Origin of the sequence: Streptomyces africanus (assembly GCF_030816955.1) — a bacterium.
GTDB lineage: Bacteria > Actinomycetota > Actinomycetes > Streptomycetales > Streptomycetaceae > Streptomyces > Streptomyces africanus.
In genome coordinates this window covers 4342427-4366941 of the sequence record NZ_JAUSYP010000001.1, presented here as the reverse complement: position 1 = coordinate 4366941, position 24515 = coordinate 4342427, and the positions used below count along the sequence as shown (strand labels likewise).

22 protein-coding genes, 1 tRNA gene and 2 pseudogenes are annotated in these 24515 nt (G+C 68.0%); 10 read left to right on the top strand and 15 right to left on the bottom strand.

What is annotated here, in order from left to right; genetic code table 11:
- Positions 1-41: 41 nt before the first annotated feature.
- The gene (locus QF034_RS20290) at positions 42-170 is read right to left on the bottom strand and encodes a DLW-39 family protein (RefSeq protein WP_003999697.1); all 129 of its coding nucleotides are present in this window, start codon (positions 168-170) and stop codon (positions 42-44) included.
- 337 nt (positions 171-507) lie between these two features.
- On the opposite strand from QF034_RS20290, the gene QF034_RS20285 reads away from it, so the two are divergent.
- On the top strand, positions 508-879 hold the full coding sequence (locus QF034_RS20285; protein ID WP_307176288.1) for a DUF6344 domain-containing protein: 372 nt from the start codon (positions 508-510) through the stop codon (positions 877-879).
- Positions 880-953: 74 nt separating this feature from the next.
- Here QF034_RS20285 and QF034_RS20280 read toward each other — a convergent pair whose 3' ends face one another.
- The 12 genes and pseudogenes from QF034_RS20280 to dnaA (QF034_RS41780) form a co-directional block, all read right to left on the bottom strand.
- The gene (locus QF034_RS20280; protein WP_307176287.1) at positions 954-1865 is read right to left on the bottom strand and encodes a hypothetical protein; all 912 of its coding nucleotides are present in this window, start codon (positions 1863-1865) and stop codon (positions 954-956) included.
- Positions 1866-1962: 97 nt separating this feature from the next.
- Entirely contained in the window at positions 1963-2298 is a 336-nt protein-coding gene (locus QF034_RS20275; protein WP_307176286.1) for a DUF1330 domain-containing protein, read from the bottom strand.
- Positions 2299-2459: 161 nt separating this feature from the next.
- Positions 2460-2536, bottom strand: a tRNA-Ile gene (locus QF034_RS20270).
- 98 nt (positions 2537-2634) lie between these two features.
- Positions 2635-3459, bottom strand: a complete 825-nt coding sequence (locus QF034_RS20265; RefSeq protein ID WP_307176285.1) for a DUF3566 domain-containing protein — start codon at positions 3457-3459, stop codon at positions 2635-2637.
- Positions 3460-3477: 18 nt separating this feature from the next.
- On the bottom strand, positions 3478-6072 hold the full coding sequence (gene gyrA, locus QF034_RS20260; protein WP_307176284.1) for a DNA gyrase subunit A: 2595 nt from the start codon (positions 6070-6072) through the stop codon (positions 3478-3480).
- A gap of 42 nt (positions 6073-6114) precedes the next feature.
- Positions 6115-8163: a DNA topoisomerase (ATP-hydrolyzing) subunit B gene (gene gyrB, locus QF034_RS20255; protein ID WP_306965487.1), complete on the bottom strand. Its 2049-nt coding sequence runs from the start codon at positions 8161-8163 to the stop codon at positions 6115-6117.
- Positions 8164-8731: 568 nt separating this feature from the next.
- On the bottom strand, positions 8732-9334 hold the full coding sequence (locus QF034_RS20250) for a DciA family protein (RefSeq protein WP_307176283.1): 603 nt from the start codon (positions 9332-9334) through the stop codon (positions 8732-8734).
- Entirely contained in the window at positions 9331-10452 is a 1122-nt protein-coding gene (gene recF / locus QF034_RS20245) for a DNA replication/repair protein RecF (protein ID WP_086560492.1), read from the bottom strand. Before recF ends, QF034_RS20250 begins: the two co-directional genes overlap by 4 nt.
- A 36-nt stretch (positions 10453-10488) precedes the next feature.
- Positions 10489-11364 carry a phosphogluconate dehydrogenase (NAD(+)-dependent, decarboxylating) gene (gene gnd, locus QF034_RS20240; RefSeq protein ID WP_307176282.1) on the bottom strand — a complete coding sequence of 292 codons (876 nt, stop codon included), beginning with the start codon at positions 11362-11364 and terminating at the stop codon, positions 10489-10491.
- A 173-nt stretch (positions 11365-11537) separates the two neighbouring features.
- Positions 11538-12668 (bottom strand): DNA polymerase III subunit beta, encoded by a 1131-nt coding sequence (dnaN, locus tag QF034_RS20235; protein WP_086560490.1) that lies wholly within the window; start codon positions 12666-12668, stop codon positions 11538-11540.
- A 906-nt stretch (positions 12669-13574) separates the two neighbouring features.
- Positions 13575-14855, bottom strand: a pseudogene (gene dnaA / locus QF034_RS41785) (chromosomal replication initiator protein DnaA); the annotation flags it as partial.
- Positions 14856-15022: 167 nt separating this feature from the next.
- Positions 15023-15632 (bottom strand): annotated as a pseudogene (gene dnaA / locus QF034_RS41780) (chromosomal replication initiator protein DnaA); the annotation flags it as partial.
- Positions 15633-16006: 374 nt separating this feature from the next.
- On the opposite strand from dnaA (QF034_RS41780), the gene rpmH reads away from it, so the two are divergent.
- From rpmH to QF034_RS20185, 9 genes are all read left to right on the top strand, one after another.
- Positions 16007-16144, top strand: a complete 138-nt coding sequence (rpmH, locus tag QF034_RS20225; protein ID WP_003949374.1) for a 50S ribosomal protein L34 — start codon at positions 16007-16009, stop codon at positions 16142-16144.
- 21 nt (positions 16145-16165) lie between these two features.
- Positions 16166-16537, top strand: coding sequence for a ribonuclease P protein component (gene rnpA, locus QF034_RS20220; RefSeq protein WP_082319883.1), 372 nt, complete (start codon positions 16166-16168; stop codon positions 16535-16537).
- The gene (gene yidD, locus QF034_RS20215) at positions 16534-16908 is read left to right on the top strand and encodes a membrane protein insertion efficiency factor YidD (protein WP_086560487.1); all 375 of its coding nucleotides are present in this window, start codon (positions 16534-16536) and stop codon (positions 16906-16908) included. The genes rnpA and yidD overlap by 4 nt, the downstream gene beginning before the upstream one ends.
- 3 nt (positions 16909-16911) lie before the next feature.
- Positions 16912-18189: a membrane protein insertase YidC gene (gene yidC, locus QF034_RS20210; protein WP_307176280.1), complete on the top strand. Its 1278-nt coding sequence runs from the start codon at positions 16912-16914 to the stop codon at positions 18187-18189.
- A 15-nt stretch (positions 18190-18204) separates the two neighbouring features.
- Positions 18205-18717: a Jag family protein gene (locus QF034_RS20205; protein WP_307176279.1), complete on the top strand. Its 513-nt coding sequence runs from the start codon at positions 18205-18207 to the stop codon at positions 18715-18717.
- Positions 18718-18841: 124 nt separating this feature from the next.
- Positions 18842-19558 (top strand): 16S rRNA (guanine(527)-N(7))-methyltransferase RsmG, encoded by a 717-nt coding sequence (gene rsmG / locus QF034_RS20200; RefSeq protein ID WP_086560484.1) that lies wholly within the window; start codon positions 18842-18844, stop codon positions 19556-19558.
- Between the two features lie 265 nt (positions 19559-19823).
- Entirely contained in the window at positions 19824-20900 is a 1077-nt protein-coding gene (locus QF034_RS20195) for a ParA family protein (protein WP_078945117.1), read from the top strand.
- The gene (locus tag QF034_RS20190; RefSeq protein ID WP_307176278.1) at positions 20897-21997 is read left to right on the top strand and encodes a ParB/RepB/Spo0J family partition protein; all 1101 of its coding nucleotides are present in this window, start codon (positions 20897-20899) and stop codon (positions 21995-21997) included. The genes QF034_RS20195 and QF034_RS20190 overlap by 4 nt, the downstream gene beginning before the upstream one ends.
- Before the next feature lie 318 nt (positions 21998-22315).
- Positions 22316-22933 (top strand): GNAT family N-acetyltransferase, encoded by a 618-nt coding sequence (locus QF034_RS20185; protein WP_059414780.1) that lies wholly within the window; start codon positions 22316-22318, stop codon positions 22931-22933.
- A 93-nt stretch (positions 22934-23026) separates the two neighbouring features.
- Here QF034_RS20185 and trxA read toward each other — a convergent pair whose 3' ends face one another.
- On the bottom strand, positions 23027-23359 hold the full coding sequence (gene trxA / locus QF034_RS20180) for a thioredoxin (RefSeq protein WP_030847066.1): 333 nt from the start codon (positions 23357-23359) through the stop codon (positions 23027-23029).
- Between the two features lie 45 nt (positions 23360-23404).
- On the bottom strand, positions 23405-24373 hold the full coding sequence (gene trxB, locus QF034_RS20175; protein WP_307176277.1) for a thioredoxin-disulfide reductase: 969 nt from the start codon (positions 24371-24373) through the stop codon (positions 23405-23407).
- Positions 24374-24515: the final 142 nt, after the last annotated feature.

Genomic DNA, 24515 nt, shown 5'->3' with positions numbered 1-24515 from the left:
CGCGAGGCGGCCGGGGTGTGCTCGCTTTGGGATGTCGTGACTCACGAACCCGTGGGCACGGAGTCAGTCGCCTCCGTCCACAGATCCTGCTCGGCGCGATCCGCCTGGATCTGGCGGTACACGAGGAGCCCGCCGATGGCGGCCAGTGCGACCAGGAGAAGCTTCTTCACCGCGCGACCTCGTCTTTCCTTGACGTAGGGGACCTCTGGCGCCCGACTATACACACCGACCGATACCGATCGGTGACCTGAGTCGGACCTCAACTCCCGCCCGGGACACAGCGATAGAAGCGGAGTCCACCGATCCGGCCGGAGAGTGATCACACGCCGACGGACGGTTACTTCGACCGCTCTTCTCCTCCTTCCTCAGCTTTTCGCCCCTCTTGCGTCCATACGGGTGGTGTTCATCTGAACATCGATGCGCCACGGGCGTCGGTCCACCACTTCTCGACCCTCATACACATCATGAGGAAAGTACGCAAATCGCCCAACCCGAAAGTGAGGGGTTATGGCCCGGAACAAGGTCATGAACCTGTGGACCGCCATCGTCACCGCCTTCCTCGCGCTGTGCACGGCGCTCGGATTCGTCACCACGACCGCCGCGGCGGCGGTACCGCAGGACGAGCAGGAGCGCAACAGCGCGCTCATCCCGCAGCAGCGGACGGCACCGGCGACGGCCGCCCCCAGGTCCTTGTCCTACGCCAAGGCCTTGCCCCCCACGATGAAGCAGCGCATCCACGCCGAGGCCCACGGCAAGTCCCCCCGCTGTCGCCACCGCCCGCTCGCGGACACGACGGCGTCACCCACCGCCGACTGCACCGGCGACGACACCGACGCCGACGGCGACCCGACGGACCATCTCACTCCGCTGCAGCGCTGATATCACCGGAACGTCCCGGCGACCCGCGTACAGGCCCGGCGGCTCCTCGGAGCCGCCGGGCCTTCTTCAACGGATCAGCCCTTGGAGAGCGTGACCTGTGCCTCCTGCTGTCCCGTGTCGACCGTCACCGGGTAGTCCCGGTCATCCGCTCGGGCCCTGCTGCGGATCGTCGCGGTACCGGGCTGGAACGAGGTGCCGGACTCCTGGCTGCTCAGACTGACCGACCACGGAACGGGCGCACCCGGCGTGCAGGCCACGGTCGTCTGGTAGGACGCGCCCGGTGTCGCCTTTTTCTGGATCTGGAAGACCTGGCCGGCGAGCGAGACGCTCGCGGGCTTGTTGCACGTCACGGTGCCGCCGACGGTGATCCGCCCCTCCGGGACCTCCACCGTGCCCGCGGGGTCGGTGGTCATCCCCATGGCGAGTTCGGCCGGGGGTTCGGGCATGACCGCGTGCACCGCACCGCGCAGCGGCACCGTCGAGCCGTTGCAGTACTGCTCGAAGGTGGCATCGAGTTCGCTGACGTAGCCGTAGGGGCCGAAAGCGATGTGCTCGATGGTGAAGGAACCGGAGGTGGTGTTGCACCACTTCTCGGTCCCGTTGTCGGTCCCGCTGAACGCCAGTTCCGGATCCTCGGGCTGGGCGTCGGGCCATTGCTTCGCCCCGGTGTACGTCGTGCCCTCGGTCAGCTTCTGACCGTCGGGGGCGGCGACGTTGAGACGCCAGAGCGTGCCCTGCTCCGCGTCCACCGCGACGGTCAGGCTGTTCCCGTCCGTGCTGCCCTGGACGTCGAACATCTGGACCGCGCCGGCCGTGTACGCGTACGACTGACCGCCGGATATGGGCTCACCCGCGTCGCCGCTGAAGCTCAGCGTTCCCGACGTCGCGCTGTAAGCCTGCGCGGTGCCCGCCGGCGGCGCGACGGCGAGCGCGACGGCCATCGCCGCGACAACGCCCACCGTCCTGGCCGGGACGCGTCTGGGCATGGTGCTTCTCGTCAAGGTTCCCCCAAGGGAATGTCTCCGGGAGGCCGACCGGCCTCACTGGAGAAGCGCCGGAGCGTCAGCAGGCGTCACAGTGGCCTCAGGCACCCCTGAGCTTCACCGCCCGCTCACGCGGGTCGTACCCGCGACCGACGCCCTCGACCAGCACGACGTCCCCGTCGATGTGGTCGGTCCGCAGCCGCAGGATTTCCCGATACGCGGGGGACGCGTACCAGGCGCGGGCCTCGGCCAGGCCGGGGAACTCGATCAGCACCATGCTGCCCGGCCAGCTCCCCTCCACCACCTCGGTCGGCGGGCCGTGGATCAGGAAACGGCCGTGAAACGGGTCGAGAGTGTCCTGAATGCGTTCCAAGTACTCAAGGATGTCAGGGTGGTGACGGCGGTCACGTAGGTGCGCAAAGCCATATGCGGGCACGTCCGCTTCCTTCGTTCGCTCCGGTACGACGACCTGACCGTAGCCAGGCGCTCCGTACGCCGCGATTACCTCCGAGGTAAGCGGGAGACACGCCCCTGGCGGCTGTGTCACCCGTAGATGCCAAAGACCCCCGGTCCAAGGGGACCGGGGGTCTTTTTCGCTGGTGGGGCTAACAGGATTTGAACCTGTGGCCTCATCCTTATCAGGGATGCGCTCTAACCAACTGAGCTATAGCCCCGCCGCGCTCTGCGGTATGTGTCCCGCGCGCTGACTCCTGAAGATTAGCGCACGACATGGGCAGTCCCAAAATCGGTTGTCGGGACAACGTCAAAGGACTCACTCGTCCTCGGCGAGCGTCAGCTCCACGCCGCCCACGAAGCCCGCGGACAGGTTGTAGATGAACGCGCCGAGCGTCGCCAGGGCCGTCGCCAGGACGACGTCGATGACCGCGATGACCGACGTGAACATCAGGACGTTGGGCAGCGACAGGAAGGCCTGGAGGTCGAAGCCGTTCGACTCGTTGGAGCCGGTCGCCTCGGAGATCGTGCCGCCGACCGTGGAGAAGACGCCCATCGCGTCCATCACCATCCACAGCACGGCGGCCGCCACGATCGTGCAGATGCCCAGGGCGATGGAGAGCAGGAAGCTGACCTTCATCACCGACCACGGATCGGCCTTGGCCACCCGCAGGCGGGCCTTGCGGACGCGCGGCGTGGTGCGCGCGCCTGTGCGCGGACGCCGTACGGCAGCGGCGGCAGCGCCCGCTCCGGCACCGGCCGCCGCCGGCTGCGCCGGGTAGGCCTGCGGCGGGTGGTACGGCCCGGCCTGCTGCTGTCCTTGCCGTTCCCCCGGCAGGGGGGAGGCCGTCTGCGCGGCGGTGCCCTTCTCCTGCGCGGCCGGCTCGGGCTGCGACTGGGCGCCGGATGCGGACGGGCCCGCTCCAGCGGTGTGCTGCTGGGTCTGCGGACCTCTGGTGTCCGTCACAGTTCCCCCCTGTGATTCATTCCTGCCAGGCGAGGACGCGTCCTTGGTCGGGGACTTGATCGCCTTCAGGTTGGTCGTGTGCGGATCCGCCGCACGCGCGGCGGAGCCACGGCCGCCGTCGTCCGTGTCCGTACCCTTCGAGGTACCGGTCGGTCCGGCGCCCGTGGCTCCGCTCACGCTGACTCACTCCTCGTGCTACTCGGCCGAGGGCGCCTCACCCTCGTCCGTGCCGGTGGTCGCGGCACCTTCGGCGGTCTCGTCGACGACCACGTCGCCGTCGACCTCCTCCGCCTCGCGTCCCGCCTCGGCGTTGCGTGCGATGCCGACGACGGCATCGCGCTTGCCCAGATTGATCAGTTGGACGCCCATGGTGTCACGGCCGGTTTCCCTGATCTCGTTGACTCGCGTACGAATCACACCGCCGCCCAGCGTGATGGCGAGGATCTCGTCGGTCTCCTCGACCACCAGCGCGCCGACGAGAGAACCACGGTCCTCCACGATCTTGGCGGCCTTGATGCCGAGGCCGCCGCGACCCTGGACGCGGTACTCATCGACGTTGGTCCGCTTCGCGTACCCGCCGTCGGTGGCAGTGAACACGAACGTACCGGCTCGAACAACATTCATCGAGAGCAGCTCGTCGCCCTCGCGGAAGCTCATGCCCTTGACACCCGAGGTGGCACGGCCCATGGGGCGCAGGGTTTCGTCCGAGGCGGTGAACCTGATCGACTGTGCCTTTTTGCTGATCAGAAGCAGATCGTCGTCCGACGAGACCAGTTCGGCTCCGATCAGTTCGTCGTCCGAACCGTCCTCTTGCGCACGAAGGTTGATCGCGATCACACCGCCGGAACGCGGCGAATCGTAATCCTTCAGAGGCGTCTTCTTCACAAGTCCGGCCTTGGTGGCGAGAACGAGGTACGGAACCGCCTCGTAGTCGCGGATCGCCAGGATCTCGGCGATCGCCTCGTCGGGCTGGAAGGCGAGCAGGTTCGCGACGTGCTGACCACGCGCGTCCCGGCCGGCGTCGGGCAGCTCGTAGCCCTTGACGCGGTAGACGCGGCCCTTGTTGGTGAAGAACAACAGCCAGTGGTGCGTCGTGGACACGAAGAAGTGGTCGACGATGTCGTCTTCCTTGAGCTTCGTGCCGCGGACGCCCTTGCCGCCGCGCTTCTGGGCGCGGTAGTCGTCGGTCTTGGTGCGCTTGATGTAGCCGCCCCGGGTGACCGTGACGACGATGTCCTCCTCGGCGATCAGGTCCTCGATGGACATGTCGCCCTCGTACGGGATCAGCTTGGTCTTGCGGTCGTCGCCGTACTTCTCGACGATCGCGGTCAGCTCCGCGCTGACGATGCCCCGCTGACGGACCGGGGAGGCCAGGATCTGGTTGTACTCGTTGATCTTCGCCTGGAGTTCGTCGTGCTCCTGGACGATCTTCTGGCGCTCCAGGGCGGCCAGTCGGCGCAGCTGCATCTCGAGGATGGCGTTGGCCTGGATCTCGTCGATCTCCAGCAGGCTCATCAGGCCCCCGCGCGCGATCTCGACGGTGTCGCTGCGCCGGATCAGCGCGATGACCTCGTCGATGGCGTCCAGGGCCTTCAGCAGACCGCGCAGGATGTGCGCCCGCTCCTCGGCCTTGCGCAGGCGGAACTTCGTACGGCGGACGATGACCTCGATCTGGTGCGTCACCCAGTGGCGGATGAACGCGTCGAGCGAGAGCGTGCGCGGCACGCCGTCCACCAGCGCCAGCATGTTGGCGCCGAAGTTCGTCTGCAGGTCCGTGTGCTTGTAGAGGTTGTTGAGGACGACCTTGGCGACCGCGTCCCTCTTGAGCACGATGACGAGCCGCTGGCCCGTGCGGGACGACGTCTCGTCGCGGACGTCCGCGATGCCGCCGATCTTGCCGTCCTTGACCAGGTCGGCAATCTTCTGGGCGAGGTTGTCCGGGTTGACCTGGTACGGCAGTTCCGTGACCACCAGGCACTGGCGGTTCTGGATCTCCTCGACCTCGACGACCGCGCGCATGGTGATGGAGCCGCGGCCGGTGCGGTACGCCTCCTCGATGCCCGTGCGGCCGACGACGAGCGCGCCGGTCGGGAAGTCCGGGCCCTTGATGCGCTCGAGCAGCGCGTCCAGGAGCTCCTCGTGGGACGCCTCGGGGTTCTCCAGGTACCACTGGGCACCGGCGGCGACCTCGCGCAGGTTGTGCGGCGGGATGTTGGTCGCCATGCCGACCGCGATGCCGGCCGAGCCGTTGATCAGCAGGTTCGGGAAGCGGGCCGGCAGGACGGTCGGCTCCTGGGAGCGGCCGTCGTAGTTGTCCGTGAAGTCGACGGTCTCCTCGTCGATGTCACGGACCATCTCCATCGACAGCGGCGCCATCTTGCACTCGGTGTACCGCATCGCCGCCGCCGGGTCGTTGCCCGGGGAGCCGAAGTTGCCGTTGGAGTCGACGAGCGGCATGCGCATCGACCACGGCTGCGCGAGGCGGACCAGCGCGTCGTAGATGGAGGAGTCGCCGTGCGGGTGGTAGTTGCCCATGACGTCGCCGACGACACGGGCGCACTTGTAGAAGCCGCGCTCGGGGCGGTAACCGCCGTCGTACATGGCGTACAGGACACGGCGGTGGACGGGCTTGAGGCCGTCGCGGACGTCCGGCAGCGCACGCGAGACGATGACGGACATCGCGTAGTCGAGATACGAGCGCTGCATCTCCGTCTCGAGCCCGACGGGCTCGACGCGCATGGCCAGGGCGTCACCCTCGGGCGTCGTCACGGGAGTGTTCTCGTCGGTCATTGCTGGTGAAGATCCTTCCTGGTGCGGTCAGCTGAGACCGACTCAGATGTCGAGGAAGCGGACGTCCTTGGCGTTGCGCTGGATGAACGCGCGGCGGGCCTCGACGTCCTCACCCATGAGGACCGAGAACAGGTCGTCAGCCTGGGCGGCGTCGTCGAGGGTGACCTGGCCGAGGACGCGGTGCTCCTGGTCCATGGTCGTGATGCGCAGCTCCTCGGCGTTCATCTCGCCGAGACCCTTGAAGCGCTGCACCGAGTCGTCCCGGATGCGCTTGCCGGCCTGGCGGCCCATCTCGATCAGGGCGTCGCGCTCGCGGTCGGAGTAGGCGTACTCGAAGTCGTCCTTGCCCCACTTGATCTTGTAGAGCGGCGGACGGGAGAGGTACACGTGCCCGGCCTCGACCAGGGGCCGCATGAAGCGGAACAGGAAGGTCAGCAGCAGGGTGTTGATGTGCTGGCCGTCGACGTCGGCGTCCGCCATCAGGATGATCTTGTGATAGCGGAGCTTCTCGATGTCGAAGTCCTCGTGCACACCCGTGCCGAACGCGGAGATCATCGCCTGGATCTCCTGGTTCTGCAGGATCCGGTCGATGCGCGCCTTCTCGACGTTGAGGATCTTGCCGCGGATCGGGAGGATCGCCTGGTACTGCGGGTTCCGGCCGGACTTGGCCGAGCCGCCGGCGGAGTCGCCCTCGACGATGAAGATCTCGCACTTGGTCGGGTCGTTCGACTGGCAGTCGGAGAGCTTGCCCGGCAGGGACGCGGTCTCCAGCAGGCCCTTGCGACGGGTCAGGTCGCGGGCCTTGCGGGCCGCCACGCGCGCGGTGGCCGCCGCGATGCCCTTGCGGATGATGTCCGCGGCCTCGTTGGGGTTGCGGTCCAGCCAGTCGTTCAGGTGCTCGTAGACGACCCTCTGGACGAAGGTCTTGACCTCGGTGTTGCCCAGCTTGGTCTTCGTCTGGCCCTCGAACTGGGGCTCGCCCAGCTTGACGGAGATGATCGCGGTCAGACCCTCGCGGATGTCGTCACCGGTGAGGTTGTCGTCCTTCTCGCGCAGCAGCCGCTTGTCGCGGGCGTACTTGTTGATCAGCGAGGTCAGCGCGGCCCGGAAGCCCTCTTCGTGCGTACCGCCCTCGTGGGTGTGGATGATGTTGGCGAAGGAGTACACGCCCTCCGTGTAGCCGCCGTTCCACTGCATGGCGACCTCGAGGGACAGCTGCCTGTCCTTGTCCTCGGCCTCCAGGTCGATGACGGTGGGGTGAACCGCCTCGCCCTTGCGGGAGTTGAGGTACTTCACGAAGTCGACGATGCCGCCCTCGTAGTGGTACTTGACCGTCTTGACCTCGGCGGTCTCGTCCGCGCCCGCCTCGTCCGCCCCGGAGGTGGCCTTCGCGGACTCACGCTCGTCGGTGAGGTTGATGCGCAGGCCCTTGTTGAGGAACGCCATCTCCTGGAAGCGCCGCGAGAGCGTCTCGAAGGAGTAGTCCGTGGTCTCGAAGATGTCCGGGTCGGCCCAGAAGGTGACCGAGGTGCCGGTCTCCTCGGTGGCCTCGTGCTTGACGAGCGGCGCCGTGGGGACGCCCATCTTGTAGTCCTGCGTCCAGCGGTGGCCGTCGGTCTTGACCTCGACGGCGACCTTCGAGGACAGCGCGTTCACGACGGAGACACCCACGCCGTGCAGACCGCCGGAGACCGCGTAACCACCGCCACCGAACTTGCCGCCCGCGTGCAGCACTGTCAGCACGACCTCAAGGGCCGGCTTGCCCTCGGAGGCGACGATGCCCACCGGGATGCCACGGCCGTTGTCGACGACCCGGACACCGCCGTCGGCGAGGATGGTCACGTCGATGGTGTCCGCGTGGCCGGCCAGCGCCTCGTCGACCGAGTTGTCGACGACCTCGTACACGAGGTGGTGCAGTCCTCGCTCACCGGTCGAGCCGATGTACATGCCGGGTCGCTTGCGGACCGCGTCCAGACCCTCGAGGACTGTGATGGCACTGGCGTCGTACGAAGCAGTGACTGAGGCCTCGGCGACTCCAGCCAGGGCCTCGACGGACGGGTTGTTCTCGTTGGGGTTGCCGGAATCGGCCACGAAGCGCCCTTTCTGGCACAGCACGAGCCAGGCTCGTCGGCGGGTTGCCGGAGCGGCTGCGGCATGTTGCGTTGGTAAGCCTTGATCAGCGTTGCTCAGCTTTTCCCGGACGGTCCCCACGATTGGGGCGGGATTGCTTCCAGTCTACCGGTAGCACTGACACTGATGGGGGTTTGCCGGTACCTGGGTCCGCATGTGCCGCCCTCAACCGGTCTTCCCCGACTCCCGATATGCGGATGGGGGCTCCAAGAGGCTCACGGAGGCACTCAGCGCTTCCGGCCGTCAACCCTTGGCTACTTCGGAGTCAGGTCGCGATTCGCAACCGTGTGCGGTGGTGCGAAGAGAGGGGCACCGGCGCTCCGTGCGGGCCGCCGACAGCCATTTTTGTGATGTCAGTCACTTGCTGTGGATCGACGGGAAACAGGCGCCGATCGGGCCCTCGCAGGGCCCCCGCCGAGGCCTCGCAGGGCCCCCGCCCGAGGCCTCGCAGGGCCCCCGCCCGAGGCCTCGCCGGGCCCTCGGGCAGCCTCGGGGCAGGGCTCCCGTCGGCTTCGGGGCAGGGCTCCCGTCAGCCGTAGGTGTCTCCCGGGCCAGTGCTCCCGGGGGCGCGCAACGGGCCGTAGCGGCGGTTGGGTCCGCCGGGTCCCTGCACCTTGATCATCTTCACCGTGCCGTGCCCCAGGTCCTCGTTCAGGCGCGCGACCAGCGTCGGGGCGAGCAGCCGCAGGTTCGTCGCCCAGGCCGTCGAGTCGCAGCGCACGGACAGGACATGCTCGTCCTCGTCGTACCGCTCCGGCACACAGTGGTTGGCCACGTCCTCGCCGACGATCTGCGGCCAGCGGCCCATCACCCCGCCCACCGCGGCCGGGGCCTCCCAGCCGCGCTCGGTGATCAGCCGGTTGATCGCGGAGCCGAGCGCCATGGGGTCGCGGCCGTCGGCGCGCGCGCCGGAGCGCAGACCGCCGCGGCGCGCCTGCTTCTTCTGCTGCGCCGCGTCCCCACGCGCGCGTGCGGCTTCCTTGGCGGCGCGGAGCGCCACGCGCGCGAGGTCGACGCCGGACGGCTCGGGGACGCGGGGCGCGGGGGCCTTCCCGGACGGGTTCTCCGGGGTGTGCCCCCGTGTGTGGTCCGGTGTGGTGCCGGCTGACCTGTCCGGTGTGTTCTCCGTCATACGCGCTCCACCGACCCCTCGGACACGGCGAACCGCACCCCCGACAGCACATGCGGGACGTCGTCGTCGACCGCGGCGGTCACCAGGACCTGCTCGCCGGGCGCCACCAGCTCGGCGAGGCGCTCACGGCGGCGGGTGTCCAGCTCCGCGAAGACGTCGTCGAGCACCAGCACCGGCTCGTTGCCCTCGGCTCTGAGCAGGTCGTAGGAGGCCAGGCGCAGGGCCAGCGCGTAGGACCAGGACTCGCCGTGCGAGGCGTAGCCCTTGGCGGGCAGCTGGCCGAGCTTGAGCAGCAGGTCGTCCCGGTGCGGGCCGACCAGGGTGACGCCCCGCTCGATCTCCTGCTTGCGGGCCTCGGCGAGCGCGGCCATGAGCTGCTCGAACAGGTCCTCGCGGGTGTGCGCCTCGCCGGGCGCGGACGGCTTGTACTCCAGGGCGACCGGGCCGCCGCCGGGTGCGAGCTGCTCGTACGCCTTGTCGGCGAGCGGCTGCACGGCGGCGATCAGGTCCAGGCGCTGGGCGAGCAACTCGGCGCCCGCGCGCGCGAGATGCTGGTCCCAGATGTCGAGCGTGGACATGTCCATGCTGCGGCCGCCGTGCCGACGGGCGAGCGCGGCCGACTTCAGGAGGGTGTTGCGCTGCTTGAGGACCCGGTCGTAGTCGGAGCGGACCCCGGCCATACGCGGGGAACGGGCGGTGATCAGCTCGTCGAGGAAGCGGCGCCGCTCACCCGGGTCGCCCTTGACCAGGGCGAGATCCTCGGGGGCGAACAGCACGGTCCGTACGATCCCCAGCACATCACGCGGCTTGACCTGCGAGGACCTGTTGATCCGGGCCCGGTTGGCGCGCCCCGGGTTCAGCTCCAGCTCGATCAGCTGCTGCCGGTCGCCCTGCCGCACCTGGGCCCGGATGATCGCTCGCTCGGCGCCCATGCGGACCAGGGGGGCGTCGGAGGAGACGCGGTGGCTGCCGAGGGTGGCGAGATAGCCGACGGCCTCGACGAGGTTGGTCTTGCCCTGCCCGTTCGGACCGACGAAGGCCGTCACCCCTGGGTCGAGCGGGACCTCGACCCGGGGGTACGAGCGGAAGTCGGCCAGCGACAGATGCGTGACGTGCATGGTCGTTTCGCCGACCTCCCCAACCGTCGGTGTTGCTTACTTGGTCTCGACCGCGTGGCCGCCGAACTGGTTCCGCAGCGCCGCGATCATCTTCATCTGGGGCGAGTCCTCCTGACGGGAGGCGAACCGCGCGAACAGCGACGCGGTGATCGCCGGCAGCGGCACCGCGTGGTCGATCGCGGCTTCCACAGTCCAGCGTCCCTCGCCGGAGTCCTGTGCGTAACCCCGGAGCTTGTCCAGGTGCTCGTCCTCGTCGAGCGCGTTGACCGCGAGGTCGAGCAGCCAGGAGCGGATCACCGTGCCCTCCTGCCAGGAGCGGAAGACCTCCCGGACGTCGGTCACGGAGTCGACCTTCTCCAGCAGCTCCCAGCCCTCGGCATAAGCCTGCATCATCGCGTACTCGATGCCGTTGTGGACCATCTTCGCGAAGTGGCCCGCACCGACCCTGCCCGCGTGCACCGAGCCGAAGTCGCCCTCCGGCTTGAGGGCGTCGAAGACCGGCTGCACCTTGGCGACGTTCTCCGCGTCGCCGCCGTACATCAGCGCGTAGCCGTTCTCCAGGCCCCAGACGCCGCCGGAGACACCGCAGTCGACGAAGCCTATGCCCTTGGCCGCCAGCTCCTCGGCGTGCTTCTCGTCGTCGGTCCAGCGGGAGTTGCCGCCGTCCACGACGACGTCACCGGGCTCCAGCAGTTCGGCGAGCTCGTCGATGGTGGACTGCGTGGGCTCGCCTGCCGGGACCATCACCCAGATCACGCGCGGGCCACTGAGCTTGCCCACAAGCTCCGGCAGGCTGTGGACATCGGCGAGGTCCGGGTTGCGGTCGTATCCGTAGACGGTGTGGCCCGCGCGGCGGATCCGCTCGCGCATGTTGCCGCCCATCTTGCCGAGGCCGACGAGACCGAGCTCCATCAGTTGTGTTCCTTAGGTTCGCAGGTGTCCGACGTGGCGTTGCGGCACTTTCGTACCGTGCCGAGCCCTCCGAGCCTAAACCCGGACGCTCGCGCACATCTGTGGGCATACGCGCTCAGTCGTATGCCCTCACCTGCGGGTTTGCCCCCAGCCTGTGGACAACCGGTCGGAACTCAGCCGCTGAGCCGCACCGGCATGATCAGGTACTTGTAGGCCTCGTCCGCCTCGGCGTCCAGCGCCGGCTTGCCGCTGAGCAGCGCGGGCTTGGTGGACGTCGTGAAGGACAGCTGGGCGACCGGGGAGTCGATGGCGCTCAGGCCGTCCAGCAGGAACGTCGGGTTGAAGGCGATCGAGATGTCGTCGCCCTCCAGCTGGGCGTCGACCCTTTCCACAGCCTGTGCATCGTCGCTGGAGCCGGCCTCCAGGATGAGCACGCCCTGCTCGAAGCTGAGGCGCACCGGGGTGTTCCGCTCGGCGACCAGGGCCACACGCTTGACGGCCTCCACGAAGGGGGCGGTCTCGATCACGGCGACGCTGTTGAACTCCGTCGGGAACAGCGTGCGGTACTTCGGGAGATCGCCCTCCAGCAGGCGGGTCGTCGTACGGCGGCCGGCGCCCTCGAAGCCGATCAGGCCCTCACCCGAGCCCGAGCCGGAGAGCGCCAGGATGACCTGGTCGCCGCTCGTCAGGGCCTTGGCGGTGTCCAGCAGCGTCTTGGCGGGCACCAGGGCGACCGCGGAGGCCTCCGGGTTCTCCGGCTTCCACAGGAACTCGCGGACCGCGAAGCGGTAGCGGTCGGTGGACGCCAGCGTGACCGTGTCGCCCTCGATCTCGATGCGGACGCCCGTGAGGACGGGCAGCGTGTCGTCGCGGCCGGCGGCGATCGCCACCTGGGCGGCGGCGGAGGCGAAGACCTCGCCGGGGACCGTGCCCGTCGCGTTCGGCATCTGCGGCAGCGCCGGGTACTCCTCCACAGGCAGGGTGTGGAGGGTGAACCGGGAGGAGCCGCAGACCACGGTCGCCCGTACACCGTCTGTGGAGATCTCCACCGGGCGGTTGGGGAGGGCGCGGCAGATGTCCGCGAGGAGGCGGCCGGAGACGAGCACCGTGCCCTCCTCCTCGACCTCGGCCTCCACGGACACCCGCGCGGAGACCTCGTAGTCGAAGCTGGACAGGCTCAGCTGACCGTCCTCGGCCTTCAGCAGCAGGCCGGCGAGGACAGGCGCCGGCGGACGGGCCGGGAGGCTGCGTGCCGCCCAGGCCACTGCCTCCGCGAGTACGTCGCGTTCCACCCGGATCTTCACTGTTGCCGCCTCCTGCTGTTGCCGGCGCTTCTCGCTCTGCCTGGCCCTCGTCGTCTGTGTCGGTGTCGACGGTCCCTGGGATGGGGAGGACACCGGGGACCAGTCTGACGCACCGCACTGACAGTAGGTGCCTCTCGGGGTCAAGTCGTGACGAGGGGCGGTCGGGCGCCGAAGGGCGAGTTGTGCACAGGACCCGCTTCGAAACGAATTCCCAGCTCTCTCTAGTCGGGAGTAGTAGTAGGGCCTGTGGATACCGTGGATAACCACGTTTGCCCAGCTCAGAGCAGGAATTTTGTCCACCGGTCCTGTGGGTGACGGCGGTGGACAACCAGGGGTCTCTGTGGAGAACGGAAAGTTCTGCACACCCCATGCACAGGGGGAGGCGAGTTCTCCCCAGCGCCGTCCCCAGTTTTACCCACCTTTCCCACAGCCCAACCCGGCACCTTCGTGTGACGCCTTTCACTCGACCCGGTGAGGAGGCGCGTCGCGTTGCCGAACAGTGGACAGCGATGTGGAGAAGCTGGGGATCGCTGGGGACAACCGGCCTCAACCTGTGGGTTGCCGGTGGACAACTCGATGCACAGCCTGTGGATCCCCGCGCTGTCCACAGCCTGTGGAGATCTTTCGTCCACGAATCCACATGTCACTGAGCTGGTCTGATGGTCCCTCACCAGGTGCCTCTGTGGACACAGTCTGGACAACTTCCCGGTCCCCAGGGTGTGGACGGGAAAAAGTCGCCGAATCTGTGGAGAGAGGCCGTAACCCGGCAGGTATTCGAACAGCCGGCGACCGCGACATGACGACGGCCGACAGCGGCATGACGACGGCCGGCCGTCGTCATGTCGAAGGGCGCCCCCGGACAACCTGCTCCGGGGGCGCCCTTCGGCGTCGTACGACCCGGCTGTGTCAGCCGTTCTTGATGCGGTTGGTCAGCTCGGTGACCTGGTTGTAGATCGAGCGGCGCTCGGCCATCAGATTGCGGATCTTGCGGTCGGCGTGCATGACCGTCGTGTGGTCACGGCCGCCGAACAGCGCGCCGATCTTCGGCAGCGACAGGTCAGTGAGCTCACGGCACAGGTACATGGCGATCTGCCGGGCGGTGACGAGGGCGCGGCCGCGCGAGGTGCCGCACAGGTCCTCGACGGTCAGCCCGAAGTAGTCCGCCGTCGCGCCCATGATCGCCGTGGACGTGATCTCGGGGGCGGAGTCCTCGCCGCCGGGGATCAGGTCCTTGAGGACGATCTCCGTCAGGCCCAGGTCGACCGGCTGCCGGTTGAGCGAGGCGAACGCCGTGACGCGGATCAGCGCGCCCTCCAGCTCGCGGATGTTGCGCGAGATCCGGGACGCGATGAACTCCAGCACCTCCGGCGGCGCGTTCAGCTGCTCCTGCACCGCCTTCTTGCGCAGGATCGCGATCCGCGTCTCTAGCTCGGGCGGCTGGACGTCCGTGATCAGACCCCACTCGAAACGGTTCCGCAGCCGGTCCTCCAGCGTCACCAGCTGCTTGGGCGGCCGGTCGGAGGACAGCACGATCTGCTTGTTGGCGTTGTGGAGCGTGTTGAAGGTGTGGAAGAACTCCTCCTGCGTCGACTCCTTGTCCGCCAGGAACTGGATGTCGTCGACGAGCAGGATGTCCATCTCGCGGTAGCGCTTGCGGAAGCTGTCGCCCTTGCCGTCGCGGATGGAGTTGATGAACTCGTTGGTGAACTCCTCCGAGCTCACGTACCGCACCCGCGTGCCCGGGTAGAGGCTGCGCGCGTAGTGCCCGATCGCGTGCAGCAGGTGGGTCTTGCCGAGCCCGGACTCCCCGTAGATGAATAGGGGGTTGTACGCCTTCGCCGGTGCCTCGGCGACGGCGACCGCGGCGGCGTGCGCGAAGCGGTTGGAGGCGCCGATGACGAACGTGTCGAAGAGGTACTTCGGGTTCAGGCGCGCGGTGGGCTCACCCGGGCCGGTCGCCGGCGCGGGCTGTGCGGCCAGCGGCCCGGGCGCACCGGTCGTGGGCAGGTTCGGACCGACGGGACCGCCGCGGTGCACGTGCCCCGAGCCGGGCGGCGGCTCGGGCAGCTCCCGGCGGACCGGGTCGCGCTGGTCGTAGTCGGGGCGTGACGTGTCGTAGTCGGAACGCGGTGCCTCGTAGGAGGGGCGCTCCATGGACTGCGGGCGGTAGTCCTGGGAGGGGGAGCCGTAGGAGTCGGACCCGTGCGATCCATAGGAGTCCTGGGACCCATGGGATCCCTGTGATCCATGTGACCCATGCGATCGCTGTGATCCATACCCGTCCTGCGACGACCCGTGGGATCCGTACGTATCCTGCGACGCACCATGCGAACCATGGGATCCGTACGAGTCCTGCGGGCCGTAGGTGTCCTGGTTGGGCGACGCGTACGGGTCGCGCTCGGGAAAGCCGAGGCGTTGCTGCTGCCAGCCGTAGTCGTCCTGCGTCGGCCGCGGCCAGGAGCCGGGTTCCGGGCGCTGGTACTCGGAGGGGTAGGCGGGACGGGCGGAGGGGAGTTGATCTCCGCGCGTGGGCGGGAGCTGGTCGCCTGCCGTTCCCGGCAGCTGGTCGGCGCGATGGCGGCCGTACCCCTCGTAACCGTCGCGGTCCTGGCGCGCGGCCGGAAGCTCGGGCTCCTCGTAACGCGACTGGGGACGGGCCGGGGGCGCCGTCGTGGCCGGGGGGTCGCCCGCGGAGTCGTCGACGGTGATCGCGATCCGGATCGGGCGGCCGCATTCGCGGCTCAGTGTCTCGCTGACGACGGGCGCCAGGCGGCCCTCGAGTACGCCCTTCGCGAATTCGTTCGGTACGGCGAGCAGGGCCGTGTCCGCGACCAGCGCGAGCGGCTGGCAGCGCCGGATCCAGTGCTCGTCCTTCGACTCGACGCCCTGGCCGCGGCCCTCCCCGAGGAGCTGCTCCAATACGCGTGGCCACACTGCGGCAAGATCGGCAGGTACGTCAGCCACAGGGCACGCTCTCTCACAGGTCCCACGAACGTGTGGTTCTGGGACGGCTCGGGATGTAAATCGGGTGGGGCAGGGATAAGGGAACGAATCGGAGTTCCGTCACGGTAGTCAGGGCGGCCACTGCGGTTCAAGTTGTTGTCCCCAGCCTGTGGACAAGTGTGTCCGGGCGGCTGCTGGTTTGACCGGATGGCGTAGCCGCGCGTACCGTAACCAGGTCGAGTTGTCGATGGCTGCTGCCGCCTGCCTCCGATGGGCACAGATCATTTGGGTGATCGGTAAGCGGTGCACTCGGGCGTAACTGCGAGCTACTCGTGGGCGCACGGTGACAGCCAGGACGGCACCCCGCAACTACCGAATCTTTCTGGAGCCCCCGAGTGAGCAAGCGCACCTTCCAGCCGAACAACCGTCGTCGCGCGAAGACCCACGGCTTCCGGCTGCGTATGCGCACCCGTGCCGGCCGCGCGATTCTCGCGTCCCGCCGTGGCAAGGGTCGCGCCCGTCTGTCCGCCTGATCCCGGTCAGGTCATGACGTCGTGCTGCCCACCGAGAACCGGCTGAGGCGGCGCGAGGACTTCGCGACCGCGGTACGACGAGGACGCCGGGCAGGACGTCCGCACCTCGTCGTCCACCTTCGTAGCGGTGCAACGGACCCGCATGCGCCTGGGGAGAGCGCTCCCCCGACGCGTGCGGGTTTCGTCGTGAGCAAAGCCGTGGGCGGTGCGGTCGTACGCAACAAAGTGAAGCGCAGGCTTCGCCATCTGATGCGCGACCGAGTCGCCCAGCTGCCCCCCGGTAGCCTGGTAGTGGTGCGAGCGCTGCCCGGTGCGGGCGACGCCGACCACGCACAGCTGGCCCGAGACCTGGACGCCGCCCTCCAGCGGCTGCTGGGAGGGGGCGCGCGATGAAGTACCCGCTGCTTGCTCTGATCAAGCTCTACCAGTGGACGATCAGTCCGCTGCTGGGGCCGGTCTGCAAGTACTACCCGTCGTGCTCCCACTACGGCTTCACGGCCATCGACCGGCACGGTGCCATCAAGGGAACGGCACTCACGGCCTGGCGCATCCTGCGGTGCAACCCGTGGTCGCTGGGTGGTGTGGACCATGTCCCGCCGCGCAAGCGCCCGCGGTGGCACGAAATGCTGCGTAACGCGTGGCGTGCACGCAAGGGCGGGCCCTCCGCCGCCGACCCGGACATCGAAGGACAGACTTCTCCCGCAAGTCCCCCGAGTCCTTCGAGCCCGGCCGCAGAGACACCGTCCCATGCCCAAGGAGCATGATTAGTGGACACGATTGCCAGCCTCTTCAGCTTCATCACCACACCCGTCTCCTGGGTCATCGTCCAGTTCCACTCGGTGTACGGCGCCCTCTTCGGCCCCGACACCGGGTGGGCCTGGGGCCTGTCGATCGTGTCCCTGGTGATCCTGATCCGTATCTGCCTGATCCCGCTCTTCGTGAAGCAGATCAAGTCGACCCGGGCCATGCAGACGCTGCAGCCCGAGATGAAGAAGATCCAGGAGCGCTACAAGAACGACAAGCAGCGTCAGTCCGAAGAGATGATGAAGCTGTACAAGGAGACGGGCACCAACCCGCTCTCCTCGTGCCTTCCTATCCTGGCGCAGTCGCCGTTCTTCTTCGCCCTGTACCACGTGCTCAACGGCATCGCCACGGGCGACACCATCGGCGTGATCAACAAGAGCCTGCTGGAGAGTGCGCAGAAGGCACACATCGTCGGTGCGCCGTTGGCGGCGAAGTTCACCGACAGCTCGTCGAAGGTGGAAGCACTCGGTGCCTCCCTCACCGACGTGCGCGTGGTCACCGCCATCATGATCGTCCTGATGTCGGCGTCGCAGTTCTTCACCCAGCGCCAGCTGATGACGAAGAACGTCGACACCACGGTGAAGACGCCGTTCATGCAGCAGCAGAAGATGCTGATGTACGTCTTCCCCGTCATGTTCGCCGTCTTCGGTATCAACTTCCCGGTCGGTGTCCTCGTCTACTGGCTGACCACCAACGTGTGGACCATGGGCCAGCAGATGTACGTCATCCACAACAACCCGACCCCGGGTTCCAAGGCCCAGGCCGCCTACCTGGAGCGCCTGCACAAGCACGTCACCACGAACGGCAAGGTCAGCCGGCGCCGTGACAAGGTCATCGTGAAGGCGATCGTCGCCAAGGGACGCGACCGCAACGAGTTCGAGCGCAAGTTCATCAACGGCCTCAGCAAGGCCGGTCTCGCCGCTCAGGCCGACGGCACCGTGATCAAGAGCGACACCGCTGCCGCCGTCGAGGCCGAGGACGGTACGCCGACCACCACCGGCACGCCGAAGCGTCAGCAGCCCAAGCGGCAGACCAAGGCACAGCGCCAGTCCGCTGCCGCCAAGGCGGCCGAGGAGTCCGAGCAGAAGACGTCGCTCACCAAGTCCGACGAGCCCGAGGACGCCAAGCCCGCCGCCGCTGCCAAGAAGGGCGGCGCGAAGTCCGGCAGCGGCACCCGCAGCAAGGCCCAGTCCGGACAGCGCAAGGGTCCGCAGCGGCCCAAGTCCCCGTCCAAGAAGTAAGAAGGAGTCCATCCCGTGACGGAAGGCACCACCTCCGCCGCTGCCGAGGGTGCAGACACCCTGACCCGCCTGGAGCAGGAGGGCGAGATCGCGGCGGACTACCTGGAGGGTCTGCTCGACATCGCCGACCTCGACGGCGACATCGACATGGACGTCGAGGCCGACCGTGCCTCTGTCTCGATCATCAGCGACACGGGCAGCCGCGACCTCCAGAAGCTGGTCGGCCGTGACGGTGAGGTGCTGGAGGCGCTCCAGGAGCTCACCCGTCTGGCCGTGCACCGGGAGACCGGTGACCGCAGCCGGCTGATGCTCGACATCGCGGGATACCGCGCCCGGAAGCGCTCCGAGCTGTCCGAGCTGGGCGCCAAGGCCGCCGCCGAGGCCAAGAGCAGCGGTGAGGCCGTGAAGCTGGAGCCGATGACGCCGTTCGAGCGCAAGGTCGTGCACGACGCGGTCAAGGCCGCGGGCCTGCGCAGCGAGTCCGAGGGCGAGGAGCCGCAGCGCTTCGTCGTCGTACTTCCCGCCTGATCGGCCCTCACGTTCCCCGGCCCCGTCTGTTGCGCAGGCGGGGCCGAACTTTGTCAGCCTGATAGTTCTGGTGGTTCTGGTGTCGGCGCGCATGCGCTGACGCGGTACGGAAGGACGGTCCCCCGTGACGGAGGCAGCGGAGCTTCCCCCCGCGCCCGAGCAGGCGCGCGAGGTGTTCGGTGATCGCTTCGCGGATGCGGTGCGGTACGCCGAGCTGCTCGCTGAGGCGGGCGTGCAGCGCGGTCTCATCGGCCCGCGTGAAGTGCCCCGCCTGTGGGAGCGGCACCTGCTGAACTGCGCGGTGCTCTCGGAGGTCGTGCCCGAGGGCGTGACGGTGTGCGATGTCGGCTCGGGCGCGGGCCTCCCCGGCATTCCGCTCGCGCTGGTCCGGGAGGACCTGAAGATCACGCTGCTGGAGCCGCTGCTGCGGCGCACCAACTTCCTCAGCGAGGTCGTGGAACTGCTCGGTCTCGATCATGTGACCGTGGTGCGCGGCCGGGCCGAGGAGGTCATGGGGAAGATCCAGCCCGTCCACGTCGTGACGGCCCGGGCTGTCGCGCCCCTCGACCGCCTCGCCACATGGGGTATCCCCCTGCTGCGGCCGTACGGGGAAATGCTCGCGCTCAAGGGCGACACCGCCGAGGAGGAGCTGAAGAGCGCGTCAGCGGCTCTCAGCAAGCTGGGTGCGGTGGAGACGTCCATCCTGCATGTCGGTGAGGGCGTGGTGGACCCGATGTCCACGGTCGTCCGGGTGGAGGTCGGGGAGAGCCCCGGCGGGGTGCGCTTCGCGGCGAAGCGCGCCAAGGCGGCTCGGACGGGGCGCGCCCGTCGGCGACGCTGATCCGTCCTGAGGACGAGACGTACTCCACACAAGCTGCCAAACGTACGCAAGCCGGAGTGTCGCGGCAGTTCGGCCACGGCTGCTGTGCATCGTGTTTCACGTGAAACGTCGCTCACTGCTGCACGGCATCATCAGTCGTGGCCGCGCTGCGGCCGAACCCCGCGACCGTAAGCCTCTCGGGTCACTCGATGAGGGAACTGAGTTGTCCACAGAGGTGGATTTCTCCACAGAACGGAAGGCCTCACTGGTTCACGACCCCGAAGACATGGGAGGCTCTGTTCATTGCGAGCCTGAAGTCGAGGAGAGTGAATCCTTGCGGTCCGACGCCAACATCGCGGGACCGATGACCGATCCGGTCCCCGGTCCCCGTACCGAGTCGATGGGGGCGGATGTTTCACGTGAAACACCGCCTCCGATGGACGACACTCCCATCGGTCGTGCTGCCCAACTGGCGGTGGAGGCTCTAGGCCGCGCCGGCGAGGGCCTGCCACGGCCCGAGCAGACCCGAATCATGGTGGTCGCCAACCAGAAGGGCGGTGTGGGCAAGACGACGACGACCGTCAACCTTGCCGCATCGCTGGCCCTGCATGGTGGCCGGGTTCTGGTGGTCGACCTCGACCCACAGGGCAATGCGTCCACCGCGCTGGGCATCGACCATCACGCAGAAGTTCCGTCCATCTACGACGTGTTGGTGGAGAGCAAGCCGCTCTCCGAGGTCGTCCAGCCGGTCCCCGATGTCGAGGGCCTTTTCTGTGCCCCTGCCACGATCGATCTCGCCGGTGCGGAGATCGAGCTGGTGTCCCTGGTGGCACGGGAGAGCCGGCTGCAGCGCGCCATCCAGGCGTACGAACAGCCGCTGGACTACATCCTCATCGACTGTCCGCCCTCGCTCGGCCTCCTGACGGTCAATGCGTTGGTGGCGGGCCAGGAGGTTCTGATCCCCATCCAGTGCGAGTACTACGCGCTGGAAGGTCTGGGGCAGTTGTTGCGTAACGTCGACCTCGTGCGGGGGCACCTCAACCCCGCCCTGCATGTGTCGACCATCCTCCTCACCATGTACGACGGCCGGACGCGCCTCGCGTCCCAGGTCGCGGAAGAGGTGCGCACCCACTTCGGCGACGAGGTGTTGCGGACGAGCATTCCCAGGTCCGTCCGTATCTCGGAGGCACCGAGTTATGGGCAGACGGTCCTGACTTACGATCCTGGATCGAGTGGTGCCCTCTCTTATCTTGAGGCGGCACGAGAGATCGCGCTGAAGGGCGTCGGTATCAGCTATGACGCGACGCACGCCCATATCGGCGCACAGCAGAACGACCCGAGCATGGTGGAGGGCATTCAGTGAGCGAGCGACGGAGGGGGCTGGGCCGTGGACTCGGCGCACTGATCCCTGCTGCGCCGACGGAGAAGTCGGTGGCCCAGGCTGCGGCAGGGGGCGCCGCTTCCACGTCCCCCGCGGCAGTGCCCGTGCTGCCGAACGATCGTGGGGTGGCCGCGGCGAAGGTGGCGACCCTGCCGCATGTTTCACGTGAAACAGAGGAGCCGGCGCAGCCCAGTGCTCCCGCCACGCCTGCGGCGCCCGTCGGTGCGCACTTTGCCGAGATCCCCCTCGACTCCATCACGCCGAACCCGCGGCAGCCGCGTGAGGTCTTCGACGAGGACGCGCTGGCCGAGCTCATCACCTCCATCAAGGAAGTGGGGCTCCTCCAGCCGGTCGTCGTACGGCAGGTGGGGCCCGCCCAGTACGAGCTCATCATGGGCGAGCGCCGCTGGAGGGCCTGCCGCGAGGCGGGGCTGGAGGCGATCCCGGCGATCGTGCGCGCCACGGAGGACGAGAAGCTCCTCCTGGACGCTCTGCTGGAGAACCTGCACCGCGCCCAGCTGAACCCGCTGGAAGAGGCAGCCGCCTACGACCAGTTGCTGCGAGACTTCAACTGCACGCACGACCAGCTGGCGGACCGCATCGGCCGGTCCCGCCCACAGGTCTCCAACACCCTGCGTCTGCTGAAGCTTTCTCCGGCGGTGCAGCGTCGGGTCGCCGCCGGGGTGCTCTCCGCCGGCCACGCTCGGGCCCTGCTGTCCGTCGAGGACTCGGAGGAGCAGGACCGGCTCGCCCACCGCATCGTGGCCGAAGGGCTGTCGGTGCGGGCCGTCGAGGAGATCGTGACCCTGATGGGGTCGCGTCCCCAGAAGGCCCAGAGGCCCAAGGGCCCGCGTGCCGGTGCTCGTGTCTCTCCCGCGCTGTCCGAGCTCGCCACACGGCTCTCGGACCGCTTCGAGACGCGGGTGAAGGTCGACCTGGGGCAGAAGAAGGGCAAGATCACCGTCGAGTTCGCCTCCATGGAGGACCTTGAGCGGATCCTCGGCTCACTCGCTCCTGGCGAGGGGCCGGTTCTGCAGAAGAGCCTCTTGGAGGGTGACTCCGAGGAGAGCGAGTCCTGAGCCTCCGGCGGGAGCCGCTGTTGTGGATGACGGAGCGGGCCATGTCCGGTGTGTGCCGGAACGTGGCCTGCTCTTTCCTTTCTGGCGGTATCGATGGAATCGCATCGTGGATACGATGCGTTCGGATACGGCGCAACCACCCGGCAGCACCTCTGAGAGGAAGGCAGGGGCCATGCGAACGATGAGCCGCGCTGGACTGGTGAGCGCCGGTTTGGGGCTGGGAGCGGTCGGTGGGTTCATCGGCAGTCTCCTCAGGGAACGGAGCGTTCTCACAGCCGCCCGCGACGCGGCAGGCGAAGGAAGCGAGGATCAGCCTTCATGGGGCGCCGGCTCGTACCGCTCACGTTGGACAACCTTCAGGACCTTCCCAAGCGCTGCCGGTCGTGTGTCTTCTGGGAGCTCGACCCGGTCAGCGGTGAGGCCGCGGTAAAGGCGGGCGAGTCCGCTCTGGAGAAGGAAGCCTGGATCTCGGCCGTTCTGCTGGACTGGGGGTCCTGCGGCCGGGTCGTGTACGTCGATGACGTGCCGGTGGGTTTCGTGCTCTACGCGCCTCCCGCCTATGTCCCGCGCTCCACGGCGTTCCCCACGAGTCCCGTCTCCCCCGACGCTGTTCAGCTGATGACCGCGTTCATCGTGCCGGGGTACCAGGGGCAGGGACTCGGCCGGGTGATGGTCCAGACGGTCGCCAAGGACCTGCTGCGGCGCGGGTTCAAAGCGATCGAGGCGTTCGGGGATGCGCGTTGGAAGGAACCGGCCTGTGTGCTGCCCGCCGACCACCTCCTGGCGGTGGGCTTCAAGACGGTCCGGCAGCACCCCACCTATCCCCGGCTGAGGCTGGAGCTGCGGTCGACGCTCTCCTGGAAGGAAGACGTCGAGATGGCCCTGGACCGGCTCCTGGGAGCCGTACAGAAGGAGCCGGCGCTGCGGCCGCTGTAGGGCAGGCACTCAAACGAATGGGCCAACCCTTCCGGGTTGGCCCATTCGTGTTTCACGTGAAACATGCACCGTCGCTCAGACGGCACCGCCGGTTCACTCGGCGATGAACTCCTCGAGGTCGCGAACGATCGCGGCCTTCGGCTTGGCGCCCACGATGGTCTTGGCGACCTCGCCACCCTGGTAGACGTTCAGGGTCGGGATGGACATGACGCCGTACTTGGCGGCCGTACCCGGGTTCTCGTCGATGTTCAGCTTGACGATCTCGATCTTGTCGCCGTACTCGGAGGCGATCGCCTCGAGGGACGGCGCGATCTGGCGGCACGGACCGCACCAGGCGGCCCAGAAGTCCACCAGCACGGGCTTGTCGCTCTTGAGGACGTCCTGCTCGAAGGAGTCGTCGGTCACATTCTTCAGGGTGCCGGCCACGGCGGGCTCCTTAACTGGTTGTTGCGTGGGGCGGGTAGGGAGAGGTCAGACAGAGGTCTTCTCGGGCTCGGGCTGCTCCTCGTCCGCGAGGGCGGCGAGGTAGCGCTCGGCGTCGAGAGCAGCGGAGCAGCCGGTACCCGCCGCGGTGATCGCCTGACGGTAGGTGTGGTCGACCACGTCGCCGGCACCGAAGACACCGGTCAGGTTCGTCCGCGTCGACGGGGCGGTCACCTTCAGGTAGCCCTCGTCGTCCAGGTCGAGCTGACCCTTGAAGAGCTCGGTGCGAGGGTCGTGGCCGATGGCGATGAAGAGACCGGTCACCGGCAGGTCCGACAGCTCGCCGGTCTTGAGGTTGCGCAGCTTCAGGCCGGAGAGCTTCGGGTCGCCCTGGATCTCGGCGACCTCGCTGTCCCACACGAACGTGATCTTCGGGTCGGCGAAGGCGCGCTCCTGCATGGCCTTGGAGGCGCGCAGGGTGTCACGGCGGTGGACGACGGTCACGGACTTGGCGAACCGCGAGAGGAAGGTGGCCTCCTCCATGGCAGTGTCGCCACCACCGATCACGGCGATGTCCTGGTCCTTGAAGAAGAACCCGTCACAGGTGGCGCACCAGGACACTCCCCGGCCGGAGAGGGCGTCCTCGTTCGGCAGACCGAGCTTGCGGTGCTGCGAGCCGGTGGCGACGATGACGGCCTTGGCCCGGTGGACGGTACCGGCCGTGTCCGTGACGGTCTTGATCTCACCGGTCAGGTCGACGGCGACGATGTCGTCCGGGACGAGCTCGGCACCGAAGCGCTCGGCCTGGGCGCGCATGTTGTCCATGAGCTCAGGGCCCATGATGCCGTCCTGGAAGCCCGGGAAGTTCTCCACGTCGGTGGTGTTCATGAGCGCACCGCCGGCGGTGACGGCGCCCTCGAACACCAGTGGCTTCAGCGACGCGCGCGCGGTGTAGAGCGCCGCCGTATAGCCGGCGGGCCCGGAGCCGATGATGATCACGTTACGGACGTCGCTCACGGCTTGATTCCTCGTCTCTGGACTGCGTCGTTCGACCGGTGGGAGCTTCTCTCGGAGCTCTCACCCCACCCAACGGATCCTAAGGGGCGAGCATTCCCGCTGTGTCCGGGCACACGGAGATGCGGGCCCTGTGCCGGGTACC

Coding starts and splice junctions, on each gene's coding strand:
- gnd (WP_307176282.1), bottom strand. CDS start 11,364: ATGGAGCTCGGTCTCGTCGGCCTCGGCAAGATGGGCGGCAACATGCGC.
- gyrA (WP_307176284.1), bottom strand. CDS start 6,072: ATGACCGACGAGAACACTCCCGTGACGACGCCCGAGGGTGACGCCCTG.
- QF034_RS20250 (WP_307176283.1), bottom strand. CDS start 9,334: ATGACGGAGAACACACCGGACAGGTCAGCCGGCACCACACCGGACCAC.
- yidD (WP_086560487.1), top strand. CDS start 16,534: ATGAAGTACCCGCTGCTTGCTCTGATCAAGCTCTACCAGTGGACGATC.
- QF034_RS20195 (WP_078945117.1), top strand. CDS start 19,824: ATGGGAGGCTCTGTTCATTGCGAGCCTGAAGTCGAGGAGAGTGAATCC.
- recF (WP_086560492.1), bottom strand. CDS start 10,452: ATGCACGTCACGCATCTGTCGCTGGCCGACTTCCGCTCGTACCCCCGG.
- QF034_RS20285 (WP_307176288.1), top strand. CDS start 508: ATGGCCCGGAACAAGGTCATGAACCTGTGGACCGCCATCGTCACCGCC.
- QF034_RS20185 (WP_059414780.1), top strand. CDS start 22,316: ATGGGGCGCCGGCTCGTACCGCTCACGTTGGACAACCTTCAGGACCTT.
- QF034_RS20280 (WP_307176287.1), bottom strand. CDS start 1,865: ATGCCCAGACGCGTCCCGGCCAGGACGGTGGGCGTTGTCGCGGCGATG.